The sequence below is a fragment of the Providencia sp. AGC89 genome (assembly GCF_053543535.1).
The window spans coordinates 23369-45597 of record NZ_JBIXLP010000007.1; the positions used below are offsets into that span (position 1 = coordinate 23369).

A 22229-nucleotide genomic window follows, 5' to 3' on the forward strand; every position below is an offset into this window, starting at 1 on the left:
CAACACCATACAGGTCAACGGAGTAATACATGTCTAGACGGCTTAGAAGAACTAAAATTGTTACAACTCTTGGTCCAGCTACTGATCGTGATAATAACCTTGAAAAAATTATTAACGCTGGTGCCAACGTTGTTCGCCTTAACTTCTCCCACGGAACTCCAGAAGACCATCAAATACGTGCTAATAAAGTACGTGAAATTGCCGCTCGTTTAGGTCGTCATGTTGCGATCCTCGGTGATTTACAAGGTCCAAAAATTCGCGTTTCTACCTTTAAAGATGGCAAAGTTTTCTTAAATGTTGGGGACAAATTTATTCTTGACGCTAACCTAGGTAAAGGGGAAGGCGATCAGCAAAAAGTAGGTATTGACTATAAAGGTTTGCCTGCTGATGTAGTACCTGGCGATATCCTGCTCCTTGATGATGGACGTGTTCAATTAAAAGTACGTGAAGTCCAAGGCCTGCAAGTATTCACTGAAGTTACGGTTGGTGGTCAGCTCTCAAATAATAAAGGCATTAATAAATTAGGCGGTGGCCTTTCTGCTGAAGCATTAACTGATAAAGACAAAGAAGATATTAAAACCGCAGCAAAAATTAACGTAGACTATTTAGCTATTTCTTTCCCTCGTTCAGGTGAAGACTTAGATTATGCACGTCGTTTAGCACGAGATGCAGGCTGTGAATGCCAAATCGTAGCGAAAGTTGAACGTGCCGAAGCCGTTGCTAATGATGAAGTCATGGATGAAGTGATCCTTGCATCTGATGTCGTTATGGTTGCTCGTGGTGACCTCGGTGTTGAAATTGGCGATCCTGAACTGGTCGCGGTTCAGAAAAAATTGATCCGCCGCTCACGTCAATTAAACCGCGTCGTGATCACCGCGACACAAATGATGGAATCGATGATCACCAACCCAATGCCAACTCGTGCAGAAGTTATGGACGTAGCAAACGCGGTGCTTGATGGTACAGATGCGGTTATGCTTTCAGCTGAAACGGCAGCAGGTCAATACCCAGCAGAAACTGTTGCTGCGATGGCGCAAGTGTGTTTTGGCGCAGAAAAAATGCCTGGCTTGAATGTCTCTAAACACCGTTTAGATGCAGAATTTAATAGCCCAGAAGAAGCTATTGCGATGTCAACAATGTACGCAGCTAACCACCTTAAAGGGGTTAAAGCCATTATTGCGATGACAGAATCAGGCCGTACCGCTCGTATGATGTCACGTATTAGTTCTGGCTTGCCTATTTTTGCAATGTCACGCCATGAGAAAACACTCAACCAGTGTTCACTATACCGTGGCGTTACTCCGGTTTTCTGTAGCACCCATACTGATGGAATTGCTGCCGCCAATGAAGCGGTAACTCGCCTACGCGACAACGGCTATTTAATGAGTGGTGATATTGTCCTAGTTACTCAAGGTGACTTGATGGGGACTATCGGTAGTACCAATACTTGCCGTATTTTAGAAGTCGAATAACCTTTTGCCCTCGCCTATTTAGGCGGGGGCTCATTTCATTGTTAACGTATAGTATCCGATAGTTAGCGGTATAAATCTTTACGCTGATAAGGCTCAATTTCCCCTTCTTTGCGGGTTTTTAGTAATTTCAATATCCACGTATATTGCTCAGGGTTCGGTGAAACAAGGTATTCCAATTCCTCATTCATTCTTCGTGCTATATATTCATCATCCTTACCATCAATATCATCCATCGGTTCACGAATATAAATATGTAATTGATGTGTTTTATGGTCATATACAGGAAATAGCGGAACAACTTTTGCTTTGCACACTTTCATCAACCGACCAATTGCAGGTAACGTCGCTTTATAAGTACCAAAAAAATCGACAAACTCACTGTGCTCTTCACCATGGTCTTGGTCTGGAAGATAAAACCCCCAGTATCCTTGCCTGACAGAGGCGATAAACGGTTTGATACCCGCCTCCCTTGAGTGTAAACGCCCACCAAAATGATAGCGGGCTTTATTCCATAAATAATCCGCTACAGGGTTTTTCTGGTGATGAAACATAGCGGCCATAGTCTGACCTCTTGCCGCTAATAACATAGCTGGGACATCAACTGCCCAACCATGAGGCACCATAAAAATCACATTACTTTGTTGTTGTTTTAAGCGTTCAATGATTTCTTCATTATGCCAATGTGTTCTTGCGAGTGTTTTATTTGCTCCGCGAAGACATAATTCAGCTAACATAACAAAAGACTGCGGCGCAGTTTCAAACATGCGGTCAACCAATTGTTCTCTTTGTGATTCCGTTAATTGTGGGAAACAATAAAGTAAATTGATTTTAGCGCGACGACGCGCACTTTTAGCTACCCGTCCTACCCATTTCCCTGCCTTTGCTAGTAATGGGTCCCGAACTTTAACAGGGATGTAAGCTAAGCCTGCTAATACAGCTGCGCCCATCCAAACTCCCCAATATTTAGGTAGTAGATAGGAACGATGAAAGGTTGGCACATACCCTTTTTTACTATCAGTGTCTTGGTCTTTATTCATGCTGCACTCAAGTGAATAACGGCTATCTTTTATAGCCTATAATAATAATTTTCGAAAGCATTACAAAGAAAACTGGCAGATACAAGTACCTGCCAGCTATGAAAAATAAGATCATTAATTATTGCAGTTTAAGTTGGGGTTTTGTTTCTTTAACTAACGCTAAATATTCTTTCCTTTCTTTCCCCGTTAAACCACCAGAACTTGGTAATTTTGCTGTTAGTGGATTCACTGCTTGTTGGTTAACCCACATTTCAAAATGCAAATGAGGCCCCGTTGAACGCCCTGTATTACCAGATAATGCAATACGATCACCACGTTTAACTTTTTGGCCTGGCTTCACTAATAATTGACGTAAGTGCATATAGCGAGTGGTATACTGGCGACCATGGCGGATCGCGATAAAATTCCCCGCCGCACCACTGTATTTCGATACAATCACTTCGCCATCCCCTACTGCAAGGACAGGTGTCCCTACTGGCATAGCAAAGTCGACACCTTTATGAGGTGCTACACGCCCTGTAACCGGGTTTACACGACGTGGGTTAAATTGGGAAGAAACTCTAAATTGTTTTGCCGTTGGGAAACGTAAAAAACCACGTTCTAAACCATTCCCTTCACTGTCATAATAACGGCCATCTTCCGCACGGAATGCATAATAGCTTTTCCCATTAGTTTGCAACCGAACACCTATTAACTGGCTTTGCTCACTACGACCATTAAGCATTTCGCGGCTCATTAGAACACTAAATTTGTCGCCTTTTTTCAATTTACGAAAATCAACTTGCCATTGTAAAGCTTTAATCACGTCACGACCTTCACTACGCGTTAAACCTGCTTTACTCGTGCTTTGTGCAAATGTACCGTCGACTGTCCCTTTTAAGACGCTATTTGTCCATTCGCCAGTGCGAATTTGTTTAGCTTCTTCAAATTTATTCGTTGCTCCAACACGGGTAAACACACGAGTTTCACGGCGAGAAACCTCCCATGTTAAAGACTCTAACTCGCCTTGATCTGTCAAAGACCAATTTAACGATTGACCTATTTTAAGATTTCTTAGTGATTTATGTTGATTTGATAGCGTCGCAACATCACCAGCTTCTATTCCAAATTGGGTTAAAATGGTTGTTAAATTATCACCACTTGCCACAACATACTCATGGGGTAATGGCGCAACCTCTCCACCGGTCTCAGCAGCTTCAACCTCAGTGTCAGCTAACCCTTCATCAGGAAGTTGATCGCTACTATCTTGAATTATATCGTCAGTGGCGTCACGAGGAGAAAGTAAAGAGAGTGGAATAATAGTATCAGGCGTACCATCATTTTCAGAAGTGGCTGGTATATGGACTGGCCGCCAAATTGCGACGGCCATGGTAGCTACTGTGAGCGTACTTAATACAATTTTGTGAGTTCTAGACAGGCTACCATATACCTGAGCCAGACTTTTGGCCATTTGCTGCACTTAAACAATTCCTTCTATTTTTTAATTCAGGCAGCTGGCGTATTGTTCCGACAATTGTGTCAAAAACTGCATGTAGCTATCTGGCCCTATAGCCAGCCCAATTCCAAGTGGGTCGAGAGTTCCCATTTTTACTCCCGTATTACGTGCTACACTTTCAATCACAGCAGGCCTGAATTGTGGCTCAGCAAAAACACATTGCGCTTTATGCTCAACCAATTGAGTTCGTATTTGATGTAATTTCTGCGCACCAGGCTGTATTTCCGGATTTATCGTAAAATGCCCCAATGGAGCTAATTGATAGTGTTTTTCAAAGTAGCCATAAGCGTCGTGAAAAACGAAATAACCCTTGTTTCTAGCTGGCTGCAAAATCTTAGCAATTTTTTCATCATTTTGCGCCATATTTTCTTTGAATTTACGAAGGTTTACGTCTAGCTTATTTTTTTGTTCCGGATAAAGCTCTACTAAATGTTCATAAATGTCCTGTGCAGCAGAATTTGCAATGTCTGGGGATAACCAGATGTGCATATTATACTCACCATGGTGATGATGTTCGTGATCCTTGTCATAGTTAGCCTCATCACCATGTTCATGGGTGTGCTCATCTTCGTGAGGCTCTGCTAAAAGTAATGATTTGATATTTTCCTGCTCGGCCAATGCTAGTCTTTTATTCTGTGGTAACGTATTGATTGGCTTTTGTAAAAACATTTCCATATCCGGTCCAACCCAAACGAATAAGTCAGCCTGTTTAATTTTTTTCAAATCAGAAGGTTTAAGCGCATAATCATGGGGGGATGCGCCATCGGGAAGGAGAACTTGGGTACCGGTTACACCGTCAGCAATTCCCGCTGCGATAAAAGCTAATGGACGAATTGAAGTGACAACATCCGCATAGGATGCAGACACCATAGTTGCACTCAATACGGATGTTGCCACCGCCCCGAAAAGAAATTTACGGGCAATATGTTTCGATTTATGTATCATAGCAGTCTTTTTCCGTGATTTTAATTTTGAAATGTTATAATATAACACAACATGAATTCTGCAAGATGTTTTTCATATGCAACCATTACTCACTTTAAATAAGATTTCTGTTTCATTTGGCGAAAGACAAGTTCTCGAAAACGTCTCCTTTGAGCTAAATAAAGGGGATATCGTCACGCTTTTAGGCCCTAATGGGGCGGGGAAATCGACAATTGTACGTGTCGTGTTAGGGTTACTGGCCCCGACATCGGGTACCGTAACACGCGACTCTTCCCTTGCCATTGGCTATGTTCCACAAAAACTTCATTTGGACACAACCCTTCCTCTTACTGTTAAGCGCTTTATGTTATTAAAACTCGGTGCACGCAAAGAACATTTACTGCCTGCACTGGAACGGGTTAAAGCAGCACATTTACTTGACCAACCAATGCAAAAATTATCAGGTGGTGAAACCCAACGAGTTTTGCTCGCTCGCGCATTACTGAATAAACCTGACCTACTGGTTCTTGATGAACCTGCGCAAGGTATCGATATTACAGGGCAAGTTGCGCTATATGACTTAATTAACCAATTAAGAACTGAGCTCGGTTGCGCGGTATTAATGGTTTCCCATGATTTGCATTTGGTTATGGCTAAAACGGATAAAGTGCTATGTATCAATGGGCATATTTGTTGTTCAGGCGCTCCGGATGTAGTTTCAAATCACCCTGAATTTGTTGCCATGTTCGGCTACCGAGGTGCACAACAATTAGGGGTATACCGTCATCAACATAATCACCAACACGATTTAGAAGGTAATATTATTTCAGGGCATCAGCATAACAAGGACTGTAAACATGATTGAATTGTTATTACCTGGTTGGATTGCAGGCATGCTACTTGCTATTGCGGCTGGCCCTCTTGGTTCTTTTGTTGTATGGCGCCGAATGTCTTATTTTGGCGATACGTTGGCCCATGCCTCTTTATTAGGTGTCGCCTTTGGGTTGCTTTTAAACATAAACCCATTTTATGCGATTATTGCCGTAACTTTGTTATTAGCTTTAATACTGGTATGGTTAGAAAAACGCCCTCAACTTGCTGTTGATACCTTGCTTGGTATTATGGCTCATAGCTCACTGTCATTAGGTTTAGTCGTTGTTAGTTTAATGGCAAATGTCCGTGTAGACCTAATGGCCTATTTATTCGGCGACCTACTCTCTGTAAGTTACGAAGATATTACCATAATACTGGTTGGTGTTATTGTTGTTTGTGGGTTGCTTTTTTATCGTTGGCGGGCACTTTTATCTATTACTGTCAGCCCTGAATTAGCATTTGTGGATGGTATTAATATCCAACGCTTACGTTTATTGCTTATGTTAGTTACTGCATTAACTATTGGTATCGCAATGAAATTTGTTGGTGCGCTAATTATTACCTCCTTATTAATTATACCCGCAGCTACAGCCCGTCGATTTGCTCACACCCCTGAGCAAATGGCATTTATAGCAATTATCATTGGTATGCTTTCAGTTACTGGGGGGCTCACCTTTTCCGCTTTTTACGACACGCCAGCAGGCCCGTCCGTGGTGTTAATTTCAGCGGTCTTATTTATATTTAGCTTATTAGTTAAAGCAAAGAATTAATTCATTATCAAAATATGCATATGCCCTAGTCTTTTTTAACTAGGGCACTTTGTTATGAGTTTACCCTCTTATTTATTATCTTTCCTTTATTTATTACTTTTCTTTTATTTTTTTGTATAGAGTGGCTAACTAATTTGAGTAAGATTAAATAAAAGCTACCTCTACCCTAGTGGGCTTACTTTCAGCATTCATCAAAAAGAATAAAGAGTCGTATTTTTATAGGGCAATTATTATTTAAAATAATAATTAAGTTTAGCCTATATTAACTTCAGATATAAGACAGCAAGGTTATATAATACGATACAATATTATAGTAATAAAAAAGTGACTACTAAGACCTTGCTACTTGCCAAGGTCGTAGAATTGAATAAGGCATAAATTATTAATAATATAACGAATAATTTAAGTTTAAACAGAATATTGATACTCTGTGAACATGCCCGTTTATGCCTTTGTCGTTATTTACAACCGTATATCAAGCTTGCAAACTACCTGTTATTTAGCTTTCCCCAACCGTGAAAAAAGTAATTAAACCTCTTTCGGAGACAAACCAAAGTGATTGTAGGCATGTGTTGTTGCCATGCGACCTCGAGGTGTACGCTGGATAAAGCCTTGTTGGATCAAATAAGGTTCCAGTACATCTTCTATTGTTTCGCGTTCTTCACCAATAGCTGCGGCAAGGTTATCCACGCCAACCGGCCCCCCCATAAATTTATCAATAATTGCGACTAATAATTTACGGTCCAAATAATCAAACCCTGCGGCATCAACATTTAGCATGTCTAGTGCTTGGTTAGCAATCTGTTCATCAATAGACCCATCACCTTTAACCTGTGCGAAATCCCGTACACGACGTAACAAACGGTTTGTTATGCGTGGAGTCCCCCTTGAGCGCATGGCTACCTGATGAGCACCACCTTCGGTGATATCTAACCCCATGTATTGTGCACTTCTTTTAACAATATGCTGTAAGTCGTCCACTTGATAAAACTCTAAGCGTTGCACAATACCGAAGCGATCCCTTAACGGAGAAGTTAATGACCCAGCACGTGTAGTTGCCCCAATTAGAGTGAAAGGTGGTAAATCAATTTTGATTGAACGTGCAGCTGGGCCTTCACCAATCATGATATCTAATTGGTAATCTTCCATGGCAGGATAGAGAATTTCCTCAACAACAGGCGAAAGCCGATGAATTTCATCAATAAATAACACATCATGGGGTTCAAGATTAGTCAACATAGCAGCAAGATCGCCTGCTTTTTCTAAGACCGGACCTGATGTGGTACGTAAATTCACTCCTAATTCATTTGCGACAATCCCTGCAAGCGTTGTTTTACCCAGCCCTGGTGGCCCAAATATTAATAAATGATCGAGTGCGTCCCCCCGCATTTTGGCTGCTTGAATAAAAATTTCCATTTGGTTTTTAACTTGTGGCTGACCAATGTATTCATTCAACAGCTTAGGCCTGATCGCACGGTCAATAGCTTCTTCATCTGACTGCAACACTTCAGCGGTAATTAGGCGATCAGCTTCAATCATATTAATAGTCTCTCAATCAGAGTGCTGCACGTAAGGCATCACGGATCAATGTTTCTGAATCACTACCAGGTTTAGCTACTTTGCTGACCATGCGGCTGGCCTCTTGCGGTTTATAACCTAAAGCAATCAAGGCTGCCGCTGCCTCAGCTTCAATATCCGCAGTGCTTGGCTGTTTACTGTTAACATTAGGAAGATTGATATCACTTGTTTGATTAAACAGATCCCCATTAAGGCCTTTAAAGCGGTCTTTCATTTCAACCACTAAGCGTTCTGCGGTTTTTTTACCAATACCGGGAAGTTTCACTAGTGATGCAATTGCTTCTTGTTCTATTGCTGAAACAAATTGTTGGGCGGACATACCCGATAAAATCGCCAGAGCCAATTTTGGACCAACACCATTGACTTTAATTAATTCCTTAAATAGCGCTCTTTCTTGCTTATCATTAAAACCGTACAATAATTGGGCATCTTCACGAACTACAAAGTGAGTAAAAACAATAGCTTCTTGGCCAATATCTGGTAGTTCATAGAAGCACGTCATTGGCATATGGACTTCATAGCCAACCCCTTGCAACTCTAATAATACTATTGGTGGTTGTTTTTCTAATACAATGCCACGTAAACGACCAATCACATTGAGCCCCTCTGTTATCGTCTAAAATTCGACCAATTTAGCCTGCTATTATTAATACTGCTGTTTATACCATAAAAAATGCTGGATGCATATCCAGCTGAGAAGCTATTTATTATTAAAAAGTTACTTGAAGAGCAGTAAACTACCTCAATCGCCCGCGCGTTAACACCAGTCGTGGGTCTCCAACTTTCAGTAAATTTTGATTAAAATGGCAATGGGTGATCGCAATTGCCAAAGCATCAGCCGCATCAGACTGAGGGTTCGCTGACAACTTGAGTATAGACTTAACCATATGCTGTACTTGGCTTTTTTCAGCAGCACCTGTACCGACAACGGTCTGCTTTACTTGCCGTGCCGCATATTCGAACACAGGGATATTTGCATTGGCTGCAGCAACAATAGCAACTCCCCTCGCCTGACCAAGTTTTAAAGCTGAATCCGCATTTTTTGCCATAAAAACTTGTTCAATTGATAATATATCAGGTTGGTATTGAGTGATAATTTCCGAGACACCCGCGTAAATTCGTTGCAGACGACTTGGTAAATCATCAACTTGAGTCCGAATACAACCACTACCCAAATACAGCAGTTGCCTGCCTTGTTGGCGAATAACACCGTAACCGGTGACTCTTGAACCGGGATCAATCCCTAATATAATCGCCATATAAAATCTATTTATGCCTCTTTATATTAATTACATCATAATTTATTGTTCTGGTTAGCTGCATAATACTATCAATTTCAATTAAATAGCTATTTGAACATCATAATATTAGCCAAGCATATATGTAAAAATAAATTAAGTTATCAGTATTGAAAAGTATAGCGAATAAAAGAAGGGATATCATGGAAGGCGTTAGAGAAAACAGGCTGCAACAGCCCGCTTTCTCTACGCGGATATGTCTTAAATTGTAGCGAGTGTAATAAAACACCTCACTTTTTACAGTGTCGCTGCAACTTCGTCAGAAATATCACCGTTGTGATAAACTTCCTGAACATCGTCAGAATCTTCTAACATATCAATGAGTCGTAACAGTTTTGGCGCTGTTTCTGCATCCAACTCCGCTTTTGTTGATGGGATCATTGAAACTTCAGCGGCTTCGCTAGTAAAACCCGCGGCATCAAGTGCGTCTTTTACTTCACCGAAAGTTTCTGGCGTCGTATACACATCCATCGCACCATCATCGTAAGTTTCTACGTCATCGGCACCCGCTTCTAATGCCGCTTCCATCAAGGCGTCTTCATCAACACCCGGTGCATAAGTGATCACACCACGTTTAGTAAACAGATAGGCTACAGAGCCATCCGTCCCTAAGTTACCACCGGTTTTAGTGAAAGCATGACGCACTTCAGAAACGGTACGATTACGGTTATCGCTTAAACATTCAACCATAACCGCTGTTCCACCAGGGCCATAACCTTCATAAATGATTGTTTCCATATTATCGTTATCATCATTACCCACACCACGTGCAATTGCACGGTTTAAGGTGTCACGAGTCATGTTATTTGATAACGCTTTATCTACAGCTGCACGTAAACGTGGGTTAGTTGCGGGATCACCACCACCTAAACGGGCTGCTGTAACTAATTCACGGATAATTTTTGTAAAAATCTTACCGCGTTTCGCATCCTGGGCTGCTTTACGGTGCTTGGTATTGGCCCATTTACTATGACCTGCCATGAAATATCTCCAAAAACGTCAATACAATAAATTAAATAGCAAATTCTAAAATAGCCTGACTGTTACTCCATGATTTGGTTAATTTGGCGGCTTCTTGCGGCGTCAACCAACGAAAATCAGTATGTTCAGTCAGTAATGGCATTTGTTCTTCATCGAGAACTAGTTTAAACCAGTGCTCTTTGCAATGTGATACATCTGGTGCATAACGATGCCTGAAATGCGCGAAAATTTCAAAAATGATACTATGAAATAAGTCTTGTGGCGGATTTTGTTCGACGTCAAAACCTGTTTCTTCTTTAATTTCACGACACGCCGTTTCAAACGGCGTTTCGTTAGATTCCAGACTTCCCGTTACTGACTGCCAAAAGTCTGGATCATCGTTACGCCTTAACATAAGCACCCGACCACTATTTTTAGCCACGATAATGACTAATACCGATTCTGGGCGCTTATAGATTTTCATTCGGCGTTATCACTCTTCATTTTTTACTTCTAGGTCTTTTGCAACGACGGCAATGGCTAACTCAGTTAAAGCCTCTGGGTTCGCATAGCTTGGTGCATTTGTCATTAAACATGCTGCCGCCGTTGTTTTTGGAAACGCAATAACATCACGGATGTTATCAGTCCCAGTTAGCAACATCACTAAACGGTCAAGACCAAATGCAAGACCTGCATGTGGTGGCGTACCATATTTTAATGCATCTAATAAGAAACCAAACTTCTCTCGCTGATCTTCTTCATTAATACCTAAAATACTAAATACAGTTTGTTGCATCTCATTACGGTGAATACGAACAGAACCGCCACCCACTTCATAACCATTAATTACCATATCATAAGCATTGGCAACTGCTTCTTCTGGCTTGTTAGCGAGATCTTCTGGAGTGAAGTCTTTCGGTGACGTGAATGGGTGGTGCATAGCAGTTAAACCACCTTCACCATCTTCTTCAAACATTGGGAAGTCAATCACCCACAGCGGTTGCCAGCTATTTAAGTTGGTGATTTCAAAGTCGCGACCAACTTTCAAACGCAACGCGCCCATTGAATCTGTGACAATATTTTTCGCGCCAGCACCAAATAGAATGATATCACCATCAGCGGCACCTGTGCGCTCAAGCAATTGGTTAATAACCTCTTCGCTCAGGAATTTAGCCACTGGGCTTTGAATACCTTCAAGGCCTTTTGCACGCTCATTGACTTTCATCCACGCCAAACCTTTCGCGCCGTAGATACCTACAAATTGACCATATTCGTCAATCTGTTTACGTGTCATTGCGGCACCACCAGGGACTTTTAATGCAGCCACTCGGCCTTTAGGATCGTTTGCTGGACCTGAAAATACCGCAAACTCAACATCTTTAACGATGTCAGCAACATCCACCAGCTCCATTGGGTTTCGCAGGTCTGGCTTATCAGAACCATAACGGCGCATTGCTTCCGCAAAAGTCATGATTGGGAAGTTGCCTAAATCAACCCCTTTTACCTCTAACCATAAGTTACGGATCATGCGTTCCATGATTTCACGCACTTGCTCAGCGGTCATAAATGAGGTTTCGACGTCGATTTGGGTAAATTCAGGTTGACGATCTGCACGTAAGTCTTCATCACGGAAACATTTTACGATTTGATAATAACGGTCAAAGCCAGACATCATCAGTAACTGTTTGAACAGTTGAGGTGATTGTGGCAGCGCGTAGAATTTACCTTTATGTACACGGCTTGGGACTAAATAGTCACGAGCGCCTTCAGGGGTCGCTTTGGTTAACATTGGGGTTTCTACATCTAAAAACCCTTCTTTATCCATAAAATTACGCACAAAACTGGTAATTTTTGCACGGGTACGCAAACGCTCAGACATTTCAGGGCGGCGTAAATCCAAATAACGGTATTTTAAACGACGCTCTTCTGTATTCGTTTGATTGCTATCTAATGGTAGCGGCTCAGAGCGGTTAAAAACATCAAGCTCTTCAGCAAAGATTTCAATTTCCCCAGTTGCCATATCTTTATTTTTTTGGCTATCTGGGCGCGCGCGTACTGTCCCTGTGATTTGGATACAGAACTCATTACGCAGCTCTGACGCTTTTTCAAATATGTCTTTGCGATCCGGATCGAAAAAAACTTGTACGATACCTTCACGGTCACGCATATCGATAAAAATCAAACCACCTAAGTCACGACGGCGGTTTACCCATCCACAAAGGGTGACCTTTTGGCCTTCATGAGCAATGTTTAACTGCCCACAATAATTAGTACGCATACAATATCCTTTTACTCAGCTTGTTGTGCATTTGCTTGCTGCGGGAATTTGGCATTTTGCTGAACATTGAGCTGAAAATTCAGAATGTCAAAAAGGCAGACATTATACAGGAAATTCTGTCAGACAAATAGTTACGGATCTAACTTATCGCGTAAACCATTTTGTTTTTAATCATATTTTCATCAATTTTAATGCCACCAATAAATAACATTAAAATTAAATCACTAGGCATGCAGACAGCACACGATGATCTGTTCGATTTTAAGTGACTATGAGCACCATGTACATATTACTACAAAGGTTTATTTTATCTGTTCAAGGGAATATTGAATAAAAAAACAACCTTTTGTTGATTTCATTACCTATCGTCATTCAGCAACACCATTTTTAGTGACAAAATTTTCTATTTAGGAATCGTTACCTTTTTCAGTTTGCTATAATCGAAAACTGTATCAATGCTCAATTAATCATCATCTGCTGTTTAAGGATTGCATATGAAAAAAATGTTACTTGCCTCATCCATAATTATGCTACTTGTAGGATGCCAAACTGTGAAACCCGCAGATACTGATAATACCAAAACATTTTATGTCGATTCTTCACTCGCTGACTGTGTCGGCGTTGCTCCAATGAAATGTATGAAAGTAAAAGAAAACCCTAATGATGACTGGCAATTATTTTATAATTCAATTCAAGGCTTTGAATACCAACCCGGTTTCACTTATACCCTACAAGTGAAACAGTTTGATGTGCCAAACCCACCAGCAGATGCCCCAAGCATTCGCTATGAACTTGTCAAAATCATTGAAAAAAAATAATGTTTAATCATTAAGCTAGGGTTTCTACCCTGCTTAATGATTTTACTCAGTGTAAACTTCAAATTTTTATTATCAAAAAATAAAAGAGTGACGACATTGTGACTGATAAAATTATTGATAAGCTGGGGTTAATCGCCTTATCACAAAGCAAAATTGCCATGGTTCGCTCCCATAACAAACAGCTGTTTTATATCCCTGGCGGCAAAAGAGAGCTTGGTGAAACGGATGAACAAGCATTATGCCGTGAAATTGATGAAGAACTCACACTAAAACTGGACACTAGCTCTATTCGTTTTTACGGTGAATTCATTGGGTTAGCGGATGGCAAGCAAGATGGCACTCAAGTCCGTATTCGTTGTTATTTTGCCGAATATAACGGCAAACCGCAGCCTGCAGCTGAAATTGCTGAACTCGCTTGGTTTGATAGCCATGATTTATCACGCTGTTCCACAACAGCAGTACATATTTTACAACGATTAAAACAAGATGGTTTAATCAAATAAGATTGAATGATTACCCAAAAAAGTTGTGATTTTATTTGTCCTATGGCTTTTTAAGAATTACAATTTACAAAATATCGTTAATACACATTACTATAACTTATATTTTTAGGTGTTTTCATAGTTTGATTCGTTTTATGGTGGAGTAAAAAATGGTCAGCTCTTTGTACGCTGTACTAGGTGCCTTACTGCTACTTAGATTATCTTTAAATGTTGTGAAGCTGCGTAATCAATATCGTATAGCTTATGGTGATGGCGGTTTTTATGAATTACAAACTGCAATCCGTGTTCATGGCAATGCCATCGAATATATCCCTATCTCCCTTATTTTGTTACTTTTTATGGAGATGAACGGCGCACAAGTTTGGATGATCCACGTTTGTGGTCTTATCTTAATTGCGGGTCGCTTACTTCATTCCTATGGCTTAAAAAACCATGACTATACATATCGCCGTTCAGGTATGGTAGCAACCTACCTTGCTATGGCATTGATGGTTATGGCAAACACTTATTATTTGCCATGGATACAAATCGTTTCGTTTAATCTTTAATTTTTATCGTCTATACGGCACTTACTCACGTGCCGCCGCATTATTCCATGGTATATGGATAGATTTTCAGAAAGCAGCCTTTCTGATACAATCCCCCACTACTTTTGTTTTTGATTAATACAGAACTTATGTCAAGTCAGGACCCAACCCAAAAAGACAGCCTTTTTTCTGCACCTATTGCTAACCTTGGTGATTGGCAATTCGATGAAAAAGTTGCCGAAGTTTTTCCCGATATGATCCAGCGTTCAGTACCGGGGTATTCAAATATTATTACCATGATTGGCATGCTTGCTGGTCGTTTTGTTAAGCCACACAGCCGAGTCTATGACTTAGGGTGTTCGCTAGGTGCTGCCACTTTATCTATAAGACGCAACATTACCGTCGAAAATAGCCAAATCATCGCAGTCGATAATTCACCTGCAATGGTCGAGCGATGCCGTCGTCATATTGATGCTTACCGTGCAGATACACCGGTTGAGGTTATTGAAGGCGATATTCGAGATATCAATATCGAAAATGCCTCAATGGTTGTGCTCAATTTTACCTTACAATTCCTCAATCCGAATGACCGCCAGTTATTACTGAATAAAATTTATCAGGGGTTACAACCAGGTGGTATCTTAGTACTTTCTGAAAAATTTAATTTTGAGGATCAAAAAATCGGTGAATTATTGTTCAATATGCACCACGATTTTAAACGTGCAAATGGCTACAGTGAGCTAGAAATTAGCCAAAAACGCAGCATGCTAGAAAATGTGATGCTGACAGATTCTGTTGAAGCTCATAAAGAACGCCTAAAAAATGCAGGTTTTACTCACTGTGAGGTTTGGTTCCAGTGCTTTAATTTCGGTTCACTTCTAGCACTTAAAGAGGCTTGAGTATGATTGATTTTGGTCGTTTTTACCAACAAATCGCTGTTGGCCCTTTAAGTCATTGGCTTGAAACCCTTCCAGCGCAAATTACTGAATGGAAAAAGCAAGGTTTACATGGCGGTTTTTCCTCATGGGAAAAAATGTTAGATAACTTACCTGTCATGACACCAACACATTTAGATTTACTCAACAGTGTCACTGCCACACGTGAGCCCGAACTGACATCCGGTGAGACTCGACGTTTAAATAATATCCTTGAGCAATTAATGCCTTGGCGAAAGGGGCCATTTTCACTGTATGGCGTCAATATTGATACCGAATGGCGTTCTGATTGGAAATGGGATCGCGTTTTGCCTCATATTTCGTCGTTAAAAGACCGCTATGTGTTAGATGTCGGTTGTGGAAGCGGTTATCACATGTGGCGCATGTTAGGACAACAAGCTAAATTTGTCGTCGGCATTGACCCAACAGAGCTGTTTTTATGCCAGTTCGAAGCAGTCAGAAAACTATTAGGGGATGACCAACGTGCCCATTTATTACCTCTAGGGATAGAGCAACTCCCTGCACTTAACGCGTTTGATACCGTATTTTCAATGGGTGTACTATATCACCGTCGTTCACCACTTGATCACTTATGGCAACTGAAAAATCAGTTAGTTAACGAAGGTGAATTGGTCCTTGAAAGCCTTGTCATTGAAGGTGATGAGTTCCAATGTCTAATCCCGGGTGATCGCTATGCTCAAATGCGCAATGTGTACTTTATTCCTTCAGCTAAAATGCTCAAAGTTTGGTTAGAGAAATGTGGTTTTGTGGATGTACGTATTGTTGACCAAGCGGTGACATCTTTGGAAGAACAGCGCCGCACACAATGGATGAGAACAGATTCATTAGCGGAGTTTTTAGACCCTAATGACCAAACTAAAACCATTGAAGGTTATCCTGCACCGTTACGCGCTATCTTAGTTGCTCGCAAACCTTAAAACTAAAAACGCCTAGGGGAAGTTTCCCATAGGCGTTTATTTTAATGGTTATTTATCAGAAAGTTACATTGTTATTTGCCATAAATTATAAAAAGCAATTCGACCCGACAACTCTGCTAAGATCACGGCTATTGCACAAATACCCAGTAGCGCCGTCGAATTCCGTCCCCGGTATAAAAGTGCTGGGAAAACAAACAGCATCAATGCGAGAACAACCAGTTGGAAGCTCCAAAAACCCGCTTGTTCCGCACTAATTTCAGGCCCTGTTTCACCCAAAAATGACACATAAGCGGCTCTTGTAGCAAAAATAATAACTGCCCCAATAAGGAAGGCCAAAGCCCCTAACCGCTGAGCACCCAATAGAATGGCTAATGCCCCTCCACCGACTAGCAACGTCATCCACATTTGTAAGGTTGTGAAGACAGTAAACCAATTAGCAACTGTGGCAATGTTATAAACTTGTGGAATTGACCATACAAATGCCAAACCAAAAATCACCGTGCCGATGTTACATAATTCACTTAATGCTTTATTTTTAATAAATAAAGTAAACAGTAAAGTTGCAGCCCCAAAAGCGACAAAAATACCACTCAATAAAGCTTCATTACTCATTGGTGAGCGGCCAACGCCTAATAGCATATTAAAGAAGCGCAAAGGTTGCCCCACATGCAGTGCCCCCAAAGCTAACGCAATTATCATCGTAATAAAAGCTACTATATTGGCGTTACGCAATTGGTACTCATCAACCATCCCTATCTTTTTACTTAAATAAGCAAGTAAATATAGACCCGCTGCTGACTGACCCAATACGGTAAAAAATACAAGAGGAAGTTCGTGCATGTTATACCTCCGCCGGGTTTTGTAATTTACCGCTCGTATCACCATAAGGCTTCGCGTCTTTATGCGGTTTAATCACAATATTAGGGTTGGTTAGATTAGGATTTGGCATAGGTGCAATACCACTTATATTACCGTGACGTTCACGAAGTATATTGATATCGTCAAAATCTAATGCTCGCTGAGGGCAAGACTCCACACACACAGGTTTCATCCCCTTTTCAACTCGTTCGTAGCAACCATCGCATTTGCTCATCAGATGTTTCTTTTCATCGTACTGTGGCGCACCATAAGGACAACGTAATTCGCAGTAGCGACAGCCAACACAAACACTTTGGTCGACGACTACTAAGCCATCCTGTTCTCGCTTATGCATGGCTCCCGTTGGGCACCCTTCAACACAAGTCGGGTTAGAACAATGGTTACACGAAATGGATAAGTAATAGCTATAGACATTTTGTTGCCAAATACCATCTTGCTGCTGCCAACTTCCACCACCGAACTCATAGACTCGACGAAATTTAGGCCCTAAATCGAGATCTTTTTCATCTTTACAACTGACCTGACAAGTTTTACATCCCGTGCATTTCGTTGAGTCAAAATAAAAACCATACTGTTTCATCAATCACTCCTTATGCACGTTTTACGTCAACTAAGTTAGTATGTTGAGGGTTACCCTTCACTAAGGCCGATGGCTGTTGGGTGGTTAATGTATTAATACATCCACCAATATCAACACCCTCATCATTCACTTCACGCCAAGCACCTTGTGGAACAGCAATAACCCCCGGTAAAACACGCTCAGTGACTTTAGCTTTGATATACATTCGCCCGCGGTCATTAAATATTTCGGTATTATCACCATCCTTGATCCCTCTAGCAGAAGCATCGATTGGGTTAATCCAATATTGATGGGGTACCGCTTCTCGCAATATTGCAATATTAAAATAAGACGAATGCGCATGGCCCTTATCATGGTAGCCGGTCATTTGTAGCGGATATTTTTGTTTAGCTTGTTTGTTTTCAACACCTTCTGTATTTACGCAATATTCAGGTACTGCTGGAATGCGTTGGTCTGACGGGTATTCCCACTCTTTCGCTATCTTCGCTAACCGTTCTGAATAGATCTCAATTTTCCCTGATGGTGTCGGTAGAGGAGCCGTTTCTGGTGAGTCACGGAATGATTTTAATGCAATATAGTCCGCACTATTCGCCAGTTTTCTATCGACAATCCCCATATCATTTGTTTCTTCAAATTTCGGTAAATGCGGGTTTTTCTCGCGCATTTGATTGTAGCAGTACTCAATCCACTGCTCATGGGTACGCCCTTCGGTAAATTGCTCTTTAATACCTAGTTTTTGCGCAATATCAGCCAGTACATCATAAGATTCGCAGCACTCCCATAATGGCGTAATCGCGTTTTGCAGGCGAATTGCATAATGATATGCACCACTTGCATAGGAATTATTGATCAGGTCATTAGACTCTACGCTCGTGACATCAGGTAAGATCAAATCTGCATATTTTGTCGATGGCGTCATATGTGTGTCCCAAACAAGGATAAATTCACACAAAGACTCATCCGTCAAAATGTTGTGAGTTTTATTTAAATCAGAGTGTTGATTGCCAGTAACATTGCTTGCGTAATGCCATAAGAATTTTACATTTGTTTCGAGGCGCTCTTTACCGATAAGCGTCGAATTTGTTGCTGTCATCTCCGTTCCACGGGCAATGGCATCCGTCCACATAAAACAAGGGATTTTAGTCTTGACTGGGTTAGGAATAGCAAACCCTGGCACTGAATAAGCAACATTACCGCCCCATCCTCCAGCGTTGGTACCAGGACGGCCAATATGGCCCGTAACAATGGGCAGCATCATCACTGCGCGAGAAGCCTGCTCGCCTGACGCTGTTCTTTGCAGCCCCCAACCTTGAGAGATCCACGCTGCTTTAGCATTCCCTAATTCACGAGCTAGTTGAACAATACGGGTAGCTGAAACGCCAGTAATTCGGCTCGCCCATTCAGGTGTCTTTTCTATGCCATCATCACCTTTGCCTAAAATATAATCTTTATAAGAGCCATTTTTTGGCGCAGACTCAGGCAATGTTTGGCTATCCCAACCAACACAGTATTGGGCTAAGAATGCCTCATCAGTTAGCTGTTCTTTAATTAAAGTATGGATGATTGCAGCAACCAAAGCCCCATCTGTCCCGGGGTAAATAGGTATCCACTCAGCGCCAAGTGTTGTCACACTATCTGTCCGGCGTGGGTCAATAATAATCACTTTAGCTTTGCTTTTTTCTAATGCATGGAGGGTTTCATAAAATTGCCCACCACCTGACATGCGTGTTTCTGCAATATTATGACCGAACATCACCACTAAATCGCTATTCGCAATTTCAGACAACAGTGAGTCGTCTAATTTCCCATAAACATAGGGAATAACACCGTTTATTTGCGCGGTTGAATAGGTACCATGTTGGTCAAGGAACCCACCCAGTTGGCTTAATAGGCGCTTACAAGCATTACGCCCTTGTAAATTTGCTCCTGTCGAGCCTGAACCATATTGGTAATAAATAGCTTCATTACCATAAGTATCAATAGTAGAACGTAGTTTTTGTGCCACTATTGTTGTTGCTTCATCCCAAGTGATACGTTTAAATTTCCCTTCTCCGCGCTTTCCTGTACGTAATAGCGGGTACTTCAGTCTATCTGGGTTGTAGGTTTTCCAACGAACAGAGCGCCCTCTTAAGCATGGGCGTATTTGATGTAAACCAAATTGCGAGTCATCATACATAGTCTCATTGGAGATTCGGGTAATTACATCATCCTTCACATGCACTTTTAACGGGCACCTGCTCCCACAGTTCACTAAACATGCGCTGTATTTAATCGTTTCATTGATTTCATCAGGTTGAATGGTAACTGGTGGTGTTGCTTGAGCAGAGAAAGGTAAAGTGATGGAACTGACAATGGCCGTTGTGGTCGCGACTGATGCAGAGGCTTGAATAAATTGCCGCCTACTCAGCGCTTTTTTTCTGATATTGTTAATCATTACATTGCTACCTTTTATTATTATAAATTGAATTACATCGTATTTTTATAGTAATTAAATAGTAGCCATATAAAAAACATGGTTAATTGATATGCATCAACACAACCGATAATCACACCATTAATAGCAAATAAATCATATTATTTACGGTATTAAGCGGTATTTATTAATGAATTAACTGCTAAAAAGCGCAAAAGCAATAAGGAAAACCAATTCATTGATTTTCCTTATCTTATACACAACACCTAAATACCGTATTGTTGAATGCCTTAAATTATCAGCTACGCAGAGGCTTTTTCTGTAATAGAAATAAAGTCTTTCATCGCTTCTACCGTTGGCCCATCAACACAATAATGAGTAAATTCATCACTTTCACTATTTGATGCCATTGTGACACCGACTTTACGATAATTCATCGTTGAAGGGACGGTTTTACCCGCTGAGCTATGAACTTCGGTCAAACCTATTTCGATAAACTTACTTAAATTAGCTAAACGAACGCCAGCCCCGGCCATGATTTTCGGCCCATCCATCTGGCGGCTTTTTTCATGCAGTTCTTTCAGGAGAGGTAAGCCCAATTCTGCACCTTGTTGTTGGCCAGAAGTTAATATCCGTGCAACACCTAGCTCTTTTAACTGTTCTAGTCCAAGCATTGGGTTGATACACATATCAAATGCGCGGTGGAATGTGATATTCATTCCCTGTGCTATTTCCATTAGTACCTGCATTCGGTTAATGTCAATACGTCCCTCTGTATCAAGGACTCCCACGACTGCCCCAGGAAACCCCATTTCTTTAATCATGACTAAATCTTCACAAATAACATCAAACTCACTAACGTTATAACAAAAATCACCACCCCGAGGACGAATAATAGGATGAACTGGAATATAAAGTTTTTCCCTTGCTAATTTCAGATAACCATAACTTGGTGTCAGCCCACCATCTGCGGCGCCAGAGCACAATTCGATACGATCCGCACCATATTCTTGCGCCACTTGGGCACATTCGATCCCGAAACAGCAAATTTCCAGTTTTGCCATGATGACCTCCAAAAAGTGGCAATAAAGCTAATGCTTTAAATACCCTACAATAACAGTAGGGTTATAATGTTAAACGTTAACACTTGAATTAATAATGCCATTAATCAGTGAATGTTATCGGATGGATATCACACCCCGAAAAGTTAACGGGGACTATTGATCAATAACGTTACTTGTATCACTTATTTTTCACTTTCAATTATCTTTTTTAGCGAAAATGGATGGTATTTAACCGTTATCTCACCATTTGACACTGCTAATGTTGGATTAGGCAACCTTTCTTGCTGGCCTTTGGGTTGACTTACTTTGATCCTGTAGCCATAAGGTAGCGGGTCTGGCAGTAGAGCACGTGCTGCCATTTCTAATTGTGAAGGCTCAACATCAATGACCATCTCAATATGTTCCCAGCTTTCTTTTGGGTAGATTTTATCTTTAGGGAATGGAAGCTCAATAATATAAACATCCTGCTGTGCAATACTAATCGGCTCTGCTAGCTCATATAAACGTATTGGGCGGCCATTGATAAGGTTATCTGACACCAGTTGCGCGCACTGCATTAAACCTTGGTGCCAACGTTCTGCGGTGTTAATCTGATGGCAACGTACTGAGATATGGTCAATAAGATATGATGACAAGGATAAATTTAATTCCTCAGCCATCTGCTGTAATTTATCCCTAAATACAGGTAAATCGTCCCATAAATCTTGTAATTGTGAAACTTCACTCAATTTCATGACGCCAAAAGCCCCTTTCAATAAAACTAATCCCCTAAACAATGGCGCAGACTGTAGCATGAGAGCCCTAAAATGTGGTATAAAACCTGCCGATTTTTCTCTTCCACCTTTTAGTTCTGCGCATGTGATGGCACAATGCGGTAACTATGTTCG

The 22229-nt window shown here is 41.1% G+C and carries 22 protein-coding genes; 8 read left to right on the forward strand and 14 right to left on the reverse strand.

All coding sequences use genetic code 11. The features are described from left to right. The first annotated feature begins 29 nt into the window (after positions 1 to 29). Entirely contained in the window at positions 30 to 1472 is a 1443-nt protein-coding gene (gene pyk, locus ACIPUA_RS02660) for a pyruvate kinase (protein ID WP_042843889.1), read from the forward strand. A 62-nt stretch (positions 1473 to 1534) separates the two neighbouring features. On the opposite strand, the gene lpxM is transcribed toward pyk, so the two are convergent. From lpxM to znuA, 3 genes are all read right to left on the reverse strand, one after another. Beyond that, the gene (lpxM, locus tag ACIPUA_RS02665; RefSeq protein ID WP_042843890.1) at positions 1535 to 2509 is read right to left on the reverse strand and encodes a lauroyl-Kdo(2)-lipid IV(A) myristoyltransferase; all 975 of its coding nucleotides are present in this window, start codon (positions 2507 to 2509) and stop codon (positions 1535 to 1537) included. Positions 2510 to 2627: 118 nt separating this feature from the next. Beyond that, positions 2628 to 3968 carry a murein DD-endopeptidase MepM gene (gene mepM, locus ACIPUA_RS02670; protein ID WP_042843891.1) on the reverse strand — a complete coding sequence of 447 codons (1341 nt, stop codon included), beginning with the start codon at positions 3966 to 3968 and terminating at the stop codon, positions 2628 to 2630. 21 nt (positions 3969 to 3989) lie between these two features. Further along, entirely contained in the window at positions 3990 to 4949 is a 960-nt protein-coding gene (gene znuA / locus ACIPUA_RS02675) for a zinc ABC transporter substrate-binding protein ZnuA (protein ID WP_042843892.1), read from the reverse strand. 76 nt (positions 4950 to 5025) lie between these two features. Here znuA and znuC point away from each other — a divergent pair, with 76 nt between their 5' ends. After that, entirely contained in the window at positions 5026 to 5793 is a 768-nt protein-coding gene (gene znuC / locus ACIPUA_RS02680; RefSeq protein ID WP_449059248.1) for a zinc ABC transporter ATP-binding protein ZnuC, read from the forward strand. After that, positions 5786 to 6571: a zinc ABC transporter permease subunit ZnuB gene (gene znuB, locus ACIPUA_RS02685; protein ID WP_042843895.1), complete on the forward strand. Its 786-nt coding sequence runs from the start codon at positions 5786 to 5788 to the stop codon at positions 6569 to 6571. Before znuC ends, znuB begins: the two co-directional genes overlap by 8 nt. Before the next feature lie 528 nt (positions 6572 to 7099). Here znuB and ruvB read toward each other — a convergent pair. The 6 genes from ruvB to aspS form a co-directional block, all read right to left on the reverse strand. Beyond that, positions 7100 to 8110, reverse strand: a complete 1011-nt coding sequence (gene ruvB / locus ACIPUA_RS02690; protein WP_042843896.1) for a Holliday junction branch migration DNA helicase RuvB — start codon at positions 8108 to 8110, stop codon at positions 7100 to 7102. 16 nt (positions 8111 to 8126) lie between these two features. Continuing rightward, complete coding sequence (gene ruvA, locus ACIPUA_RS02695; RefSeq protein ID WP_042843897.1) at positions 8127 to 8744, reverse strand: Holliday junction branch migration protein RuvA; 618 nt, start codon at positions 8742 to 8744, stop codon at positions 8127 to 8129. 142 nt (positions 8745 to 8886) lie between these two features. Then, positions 8887 to 9408, reverse strand: coding sequence for a crossover junction endodeoxyribonuclease RuvC (gene ruvC / locus ACIPUA_RS02700; RefSeq protein WP_042843898.1), 522 nt, complete (start codon positions 9406 to 9408; stop codon positions 8887 to 8889). A 276-nt stretch (positions 9409 to 9684) separates the two neighbouring features. After that, a complete protein-coding gene (locus ACIPUA_RS02705; RefSeq protein WP_042843899.1) occupies positions 9685 to 10428 on the reverse strand; it encodes a YebC/PmpR family DNA-binding transcriptional regulator in 744 nt (247 codons plus the stop codon). Positions 10429 to 10459: 31 nt separating this feature from the next. Next, on the reverse strand, positions 10460 to 10891 hold the full coding sequence (gene nudB / locus ACIPUA_RS02710; RefSeq protein WP_042843901.1) for a dihydroneopterin triphosphate diphosphatase: 432 nt from the start codon (positions 10889 to 10891) through the stop codon (positions 10460 to 10462). 9 nt (positions 10892 to 10900) lie between these two features. Further along, positions 10901 to 12685, reverse strand: coding sequence for an aspartate--tRNA ligase (aspS, locus tag ACIPUA_RS02715; protein ID WP_042843902.1), 1785 nt, complete (start codon positions 12683 to 12685; stop codon positions 10901 to 10903). A gap of 494 nt (positions 12686 to 13179) precedes the next feature. On the opposite strand from aspS, the gene ACIPUA_RS02720 reads away from it, so the two are divergent. The 5 genes from ACIPUA_RS02720 (at position 13180) to cmoB (ending at position 16406) form a co-directional block, all read left to right on the forward strand. After that, the gene (locus tag ACIPUA_RS02720) at positions 13180 to 13503 is read left to right on the forward strand and encodes a DUF4377 domain-containing protein (protein WP_042843903.1); all 324 of its coding nucleotides are present in this window, start codon (positions 13180 to 13182) and stop codon (positions 13501 to 13503) included. 98 nt (positions 13504 to 13601) lie between these two features. After that, on the forward strand, positions 13602 to 14006 hold the full coding sequence (locus tag ACIPUA_RS02725) for an NUDIX hydrolase (RefSeq protein ID WP_042843905.1): 405 nt from the start codon (positions 13602 to 13604) through the stop codon (positions 14004 to 14006). A gap of 149 nt (positions 14007 to 14155) precedes the next feature. Then, positions 14156 to 14554, forward strand: coding sequence for an MAPEG family protein (locus ACIPUA_RS02730; RefSeq protein WP_042843906.1), 399 nt, complete (start codon positions 14156 to 14158; stop codon positions 14552 to 14554). 128 nt (positions 14555 to 14682) lie between these two features. Then, a complete protein-coding gene (gene cmoA / locus ACIPUA_RS02735) occupies positions 14683 to 15432 on the forward strand; it encodes a carboxy-S-adenosyl-L-methionine synthase CmoA (RefSeq protein ID WP_042843907.1) in 750 nt (249 codons plus the stop codon). Positions 15433 to 15434: 2 nt separating this feature from the next. Further along, the gene (gene cmoB / locus ACIPUA_RS02740; protein ID WP_042843908.1) at positions 15435 to 16406 is read left to right on the forward strand and encodes a tRNA 5-methoxyuridine(34)/uridine 5-oxyacetic acid(34) synthase CmoB; all 972 of its coding nucleotides are present in this window, start codon (positions 15435 to 15437) and stop codon (positions 16404 to 16406) included. 63 nt (positions 16407 to 16469) lie between these two features. On the opposite strand, the gene ACIPUA_RS02745 is transcribed toward cmoB, so the two are convergent. The 5 genes from ACIPUA_RS02745 to ACIPUA_RS02765 all read right to left on the reverse strand — a co-directional run bounded on the left by ACIPUA_RS02745 (position 16470) and on the right by ACIPUA_RS02765 (position 22076). Continuing rightward, the gene (locus ACIPUA_RS02745; RefSeq protein ID WP_129465872.1) at positions 16470 to 17246 is read right to left on the reverse strand and encodes a dimethyl sulfoxide reductase anchor subunit family protein; all 777 of its coding nucleotides are present in this window, start codon (positions 17244 to 17246) and stop codon (positions 16470 to 16472) included. 1 nt (position 17247) lies between these two features. Further along, a complete protein-coding gene (locus tag ACIPUA_RS02750) occupies positions 17248 to 17865 on the reverse strand; it encodes a DMSO/selenate family reductase complex B subunit (RefSeq protein ID WP_042843910.1) in 618 nt (205 codons plus the stop codon). A 10-nt stretch (positions 17866 to 17875) separates the two neighbouring features. Next, positions 17876 to 20299, reverse strand: coding sequence for a DMSO/selenate family reductase complex A subunit (locus ACIPUA_RS02755; protein ID WP_449059249.1), 2424 nt, complete (start codon positions 20297 to 20299; stop codon positions 17876 to 17878). A 281-nt stretch (positions 20300 to 20580) separates the two neighbouring features. After that, positions 20581 to 21342: a copper homeostasis protein CutC gene (cutC, locus tag ACIPUA_RS02760; RefSeq protein ID WP_042843912.1), complete on the reverse strand. Its 762-nt coding sequence runs from the start codon at positions 21340 to 21342 to the stop codon at positions 20581 to 20583. A gap of 182 nt (positions 21343 to 21524) precedes the next feature. After that, positions 21525 to 22076 (reverse strand): VOC family protein, encoded by a 552-nt coding sequence (locus ACIPUA_RS02765; protein WP_042844350.1) that lies wholly within the window; start codon positions 22074 to 22076, stop codon positions 21525 to 21527. Positions 22077 to 22229: the final 153 nt, after the last annotated feature.

Bases quoted from the DNA above. Each gene is read 5' to 3' on its own strand.
- cutC (WP_042843912.1), bottom strand. From the start codon at position 21,342: ATGGCAAAACTGGAAATTTGCTGTTTCGGGATCGAATGTGCCCAAGTG.
- ACIPUA_RS02765 (WP_042844350.1), bottom strand. From the start codon at position 22,076: ATGAAATTGAGTGAAGTTTCACAATTACAAGATTTATGGGACGATTTA.
- aspS (WP_042843902.1), bottom strand. From the start codon at position 12,685: ATGCGTACTAATTATTGTGGGCAGTTAAACATTGCTCATGAAGGCCAA.
- ACIPUA_RS02705 (WP_042843899.1), bottom strand. From the start codon at position 10,428: ATGGCAGGTCATAGTAAATGGGCCAATACCAAGCACCGTAAAGCAGCC.
- ACIPUA_RS02745 (WP_129465872.1), bottom strand. From the start codon at position 17,246: ATGCACGAACTTCCTCTTGTATTTTTTACCGTATTGGGTCAGTCAGCA.
- cmoA (WP_042843907.1), top strand. From the start codon at position 14,683: ATGTCAAGTCAGGACCCAACCCAAAAAGACAGCCTTTTTTCTGCACCT.
- cmoB (WP_042843908.1), top strand. From the start codon at position 15,435: ATGATTGATTTTGGTCGTTTTTACCAACAAATCGCTGTTGGCCCTTTA.
- nudB (WP_042843901.1), bottom strand. From the start codon at position 10,891: ATGAAAATCTATAAGCGCCCAGAATCGGTATTAGTCATTATCGTGGCT.
- znuC (WP_449059248.1), top strand. From the start codon at position 5,026: ATGCAACCATTACTCACTTTAAATAAGATTTCTGTTTCATTTGGCGAA.
- ACIPUA_RS02750 (WP_042843910.1), bottom strand. From the start codon at position 17,865: ATGAAACAGTATGGTTTTTATTTTGACTCAACGAAATGCACGGGATGT.
- ACIPUA_RS02730 (WP_042843906.1), top strand. From the start codon at position 14,156: ATGGTCAGCTCTTTGTACGCTGTACTAGGTGCCTTACTGCTACTTAGA.
- ruvC (WP_042843898.1), bottom strand. From the start codon at position 9,408: ATGGCGATTATATTAGGGATTGATCCCGGTTCAAGAGTCACCGGTTAC.
- znuA (WP_042843892.1), bottom strand. From the start codon at position 4,949: ATGATACATAAATCGAAACATATTGCCCGTAAATTTCTTTTCGGGGCG.
- ACIPUA_RS02755 (WP_449059249.1), bottom strand. From the start codon at position 20,299: ATGATTAACAATATCAGAAAAAAAGCGCTGAGTAGGCGGCAATTTATT.
- ACIPUA_RS02720 (WP_042843903.1), top strand. From the start codon at position 13,180: ATGAAAAAAATGTTACTTGCCTCATCCATAATTATGCTACTTGTAGGA.
- znuB (WP_042843895.1), top strand. From the start codon at position 5,786: ATGATTGAATTGTTATTACCTGGTTGGATTGCAGGCATGCTACTTGCT.
- pyk (WP_042843889.1), top strand. From the start codon at position 30: ATGTCTAGACGGCTTAGAAGAACTAAAATTGTTACAACTCTTGGTCCA.
- ruvB (WP_042843896.1), bottom strand. From the start codon at position 8,110: ATGATTGAAGCTGATCGCCTAATTACCGCTGAAGTGTTGCAGTCAGAT.
- lpxM (WP_042843890.1), bottom strand. From the start codon at position 2,509: ATGAATAAAGACCAAGACACTGATAGTAAAAAAGGGTATGTGCCAACC.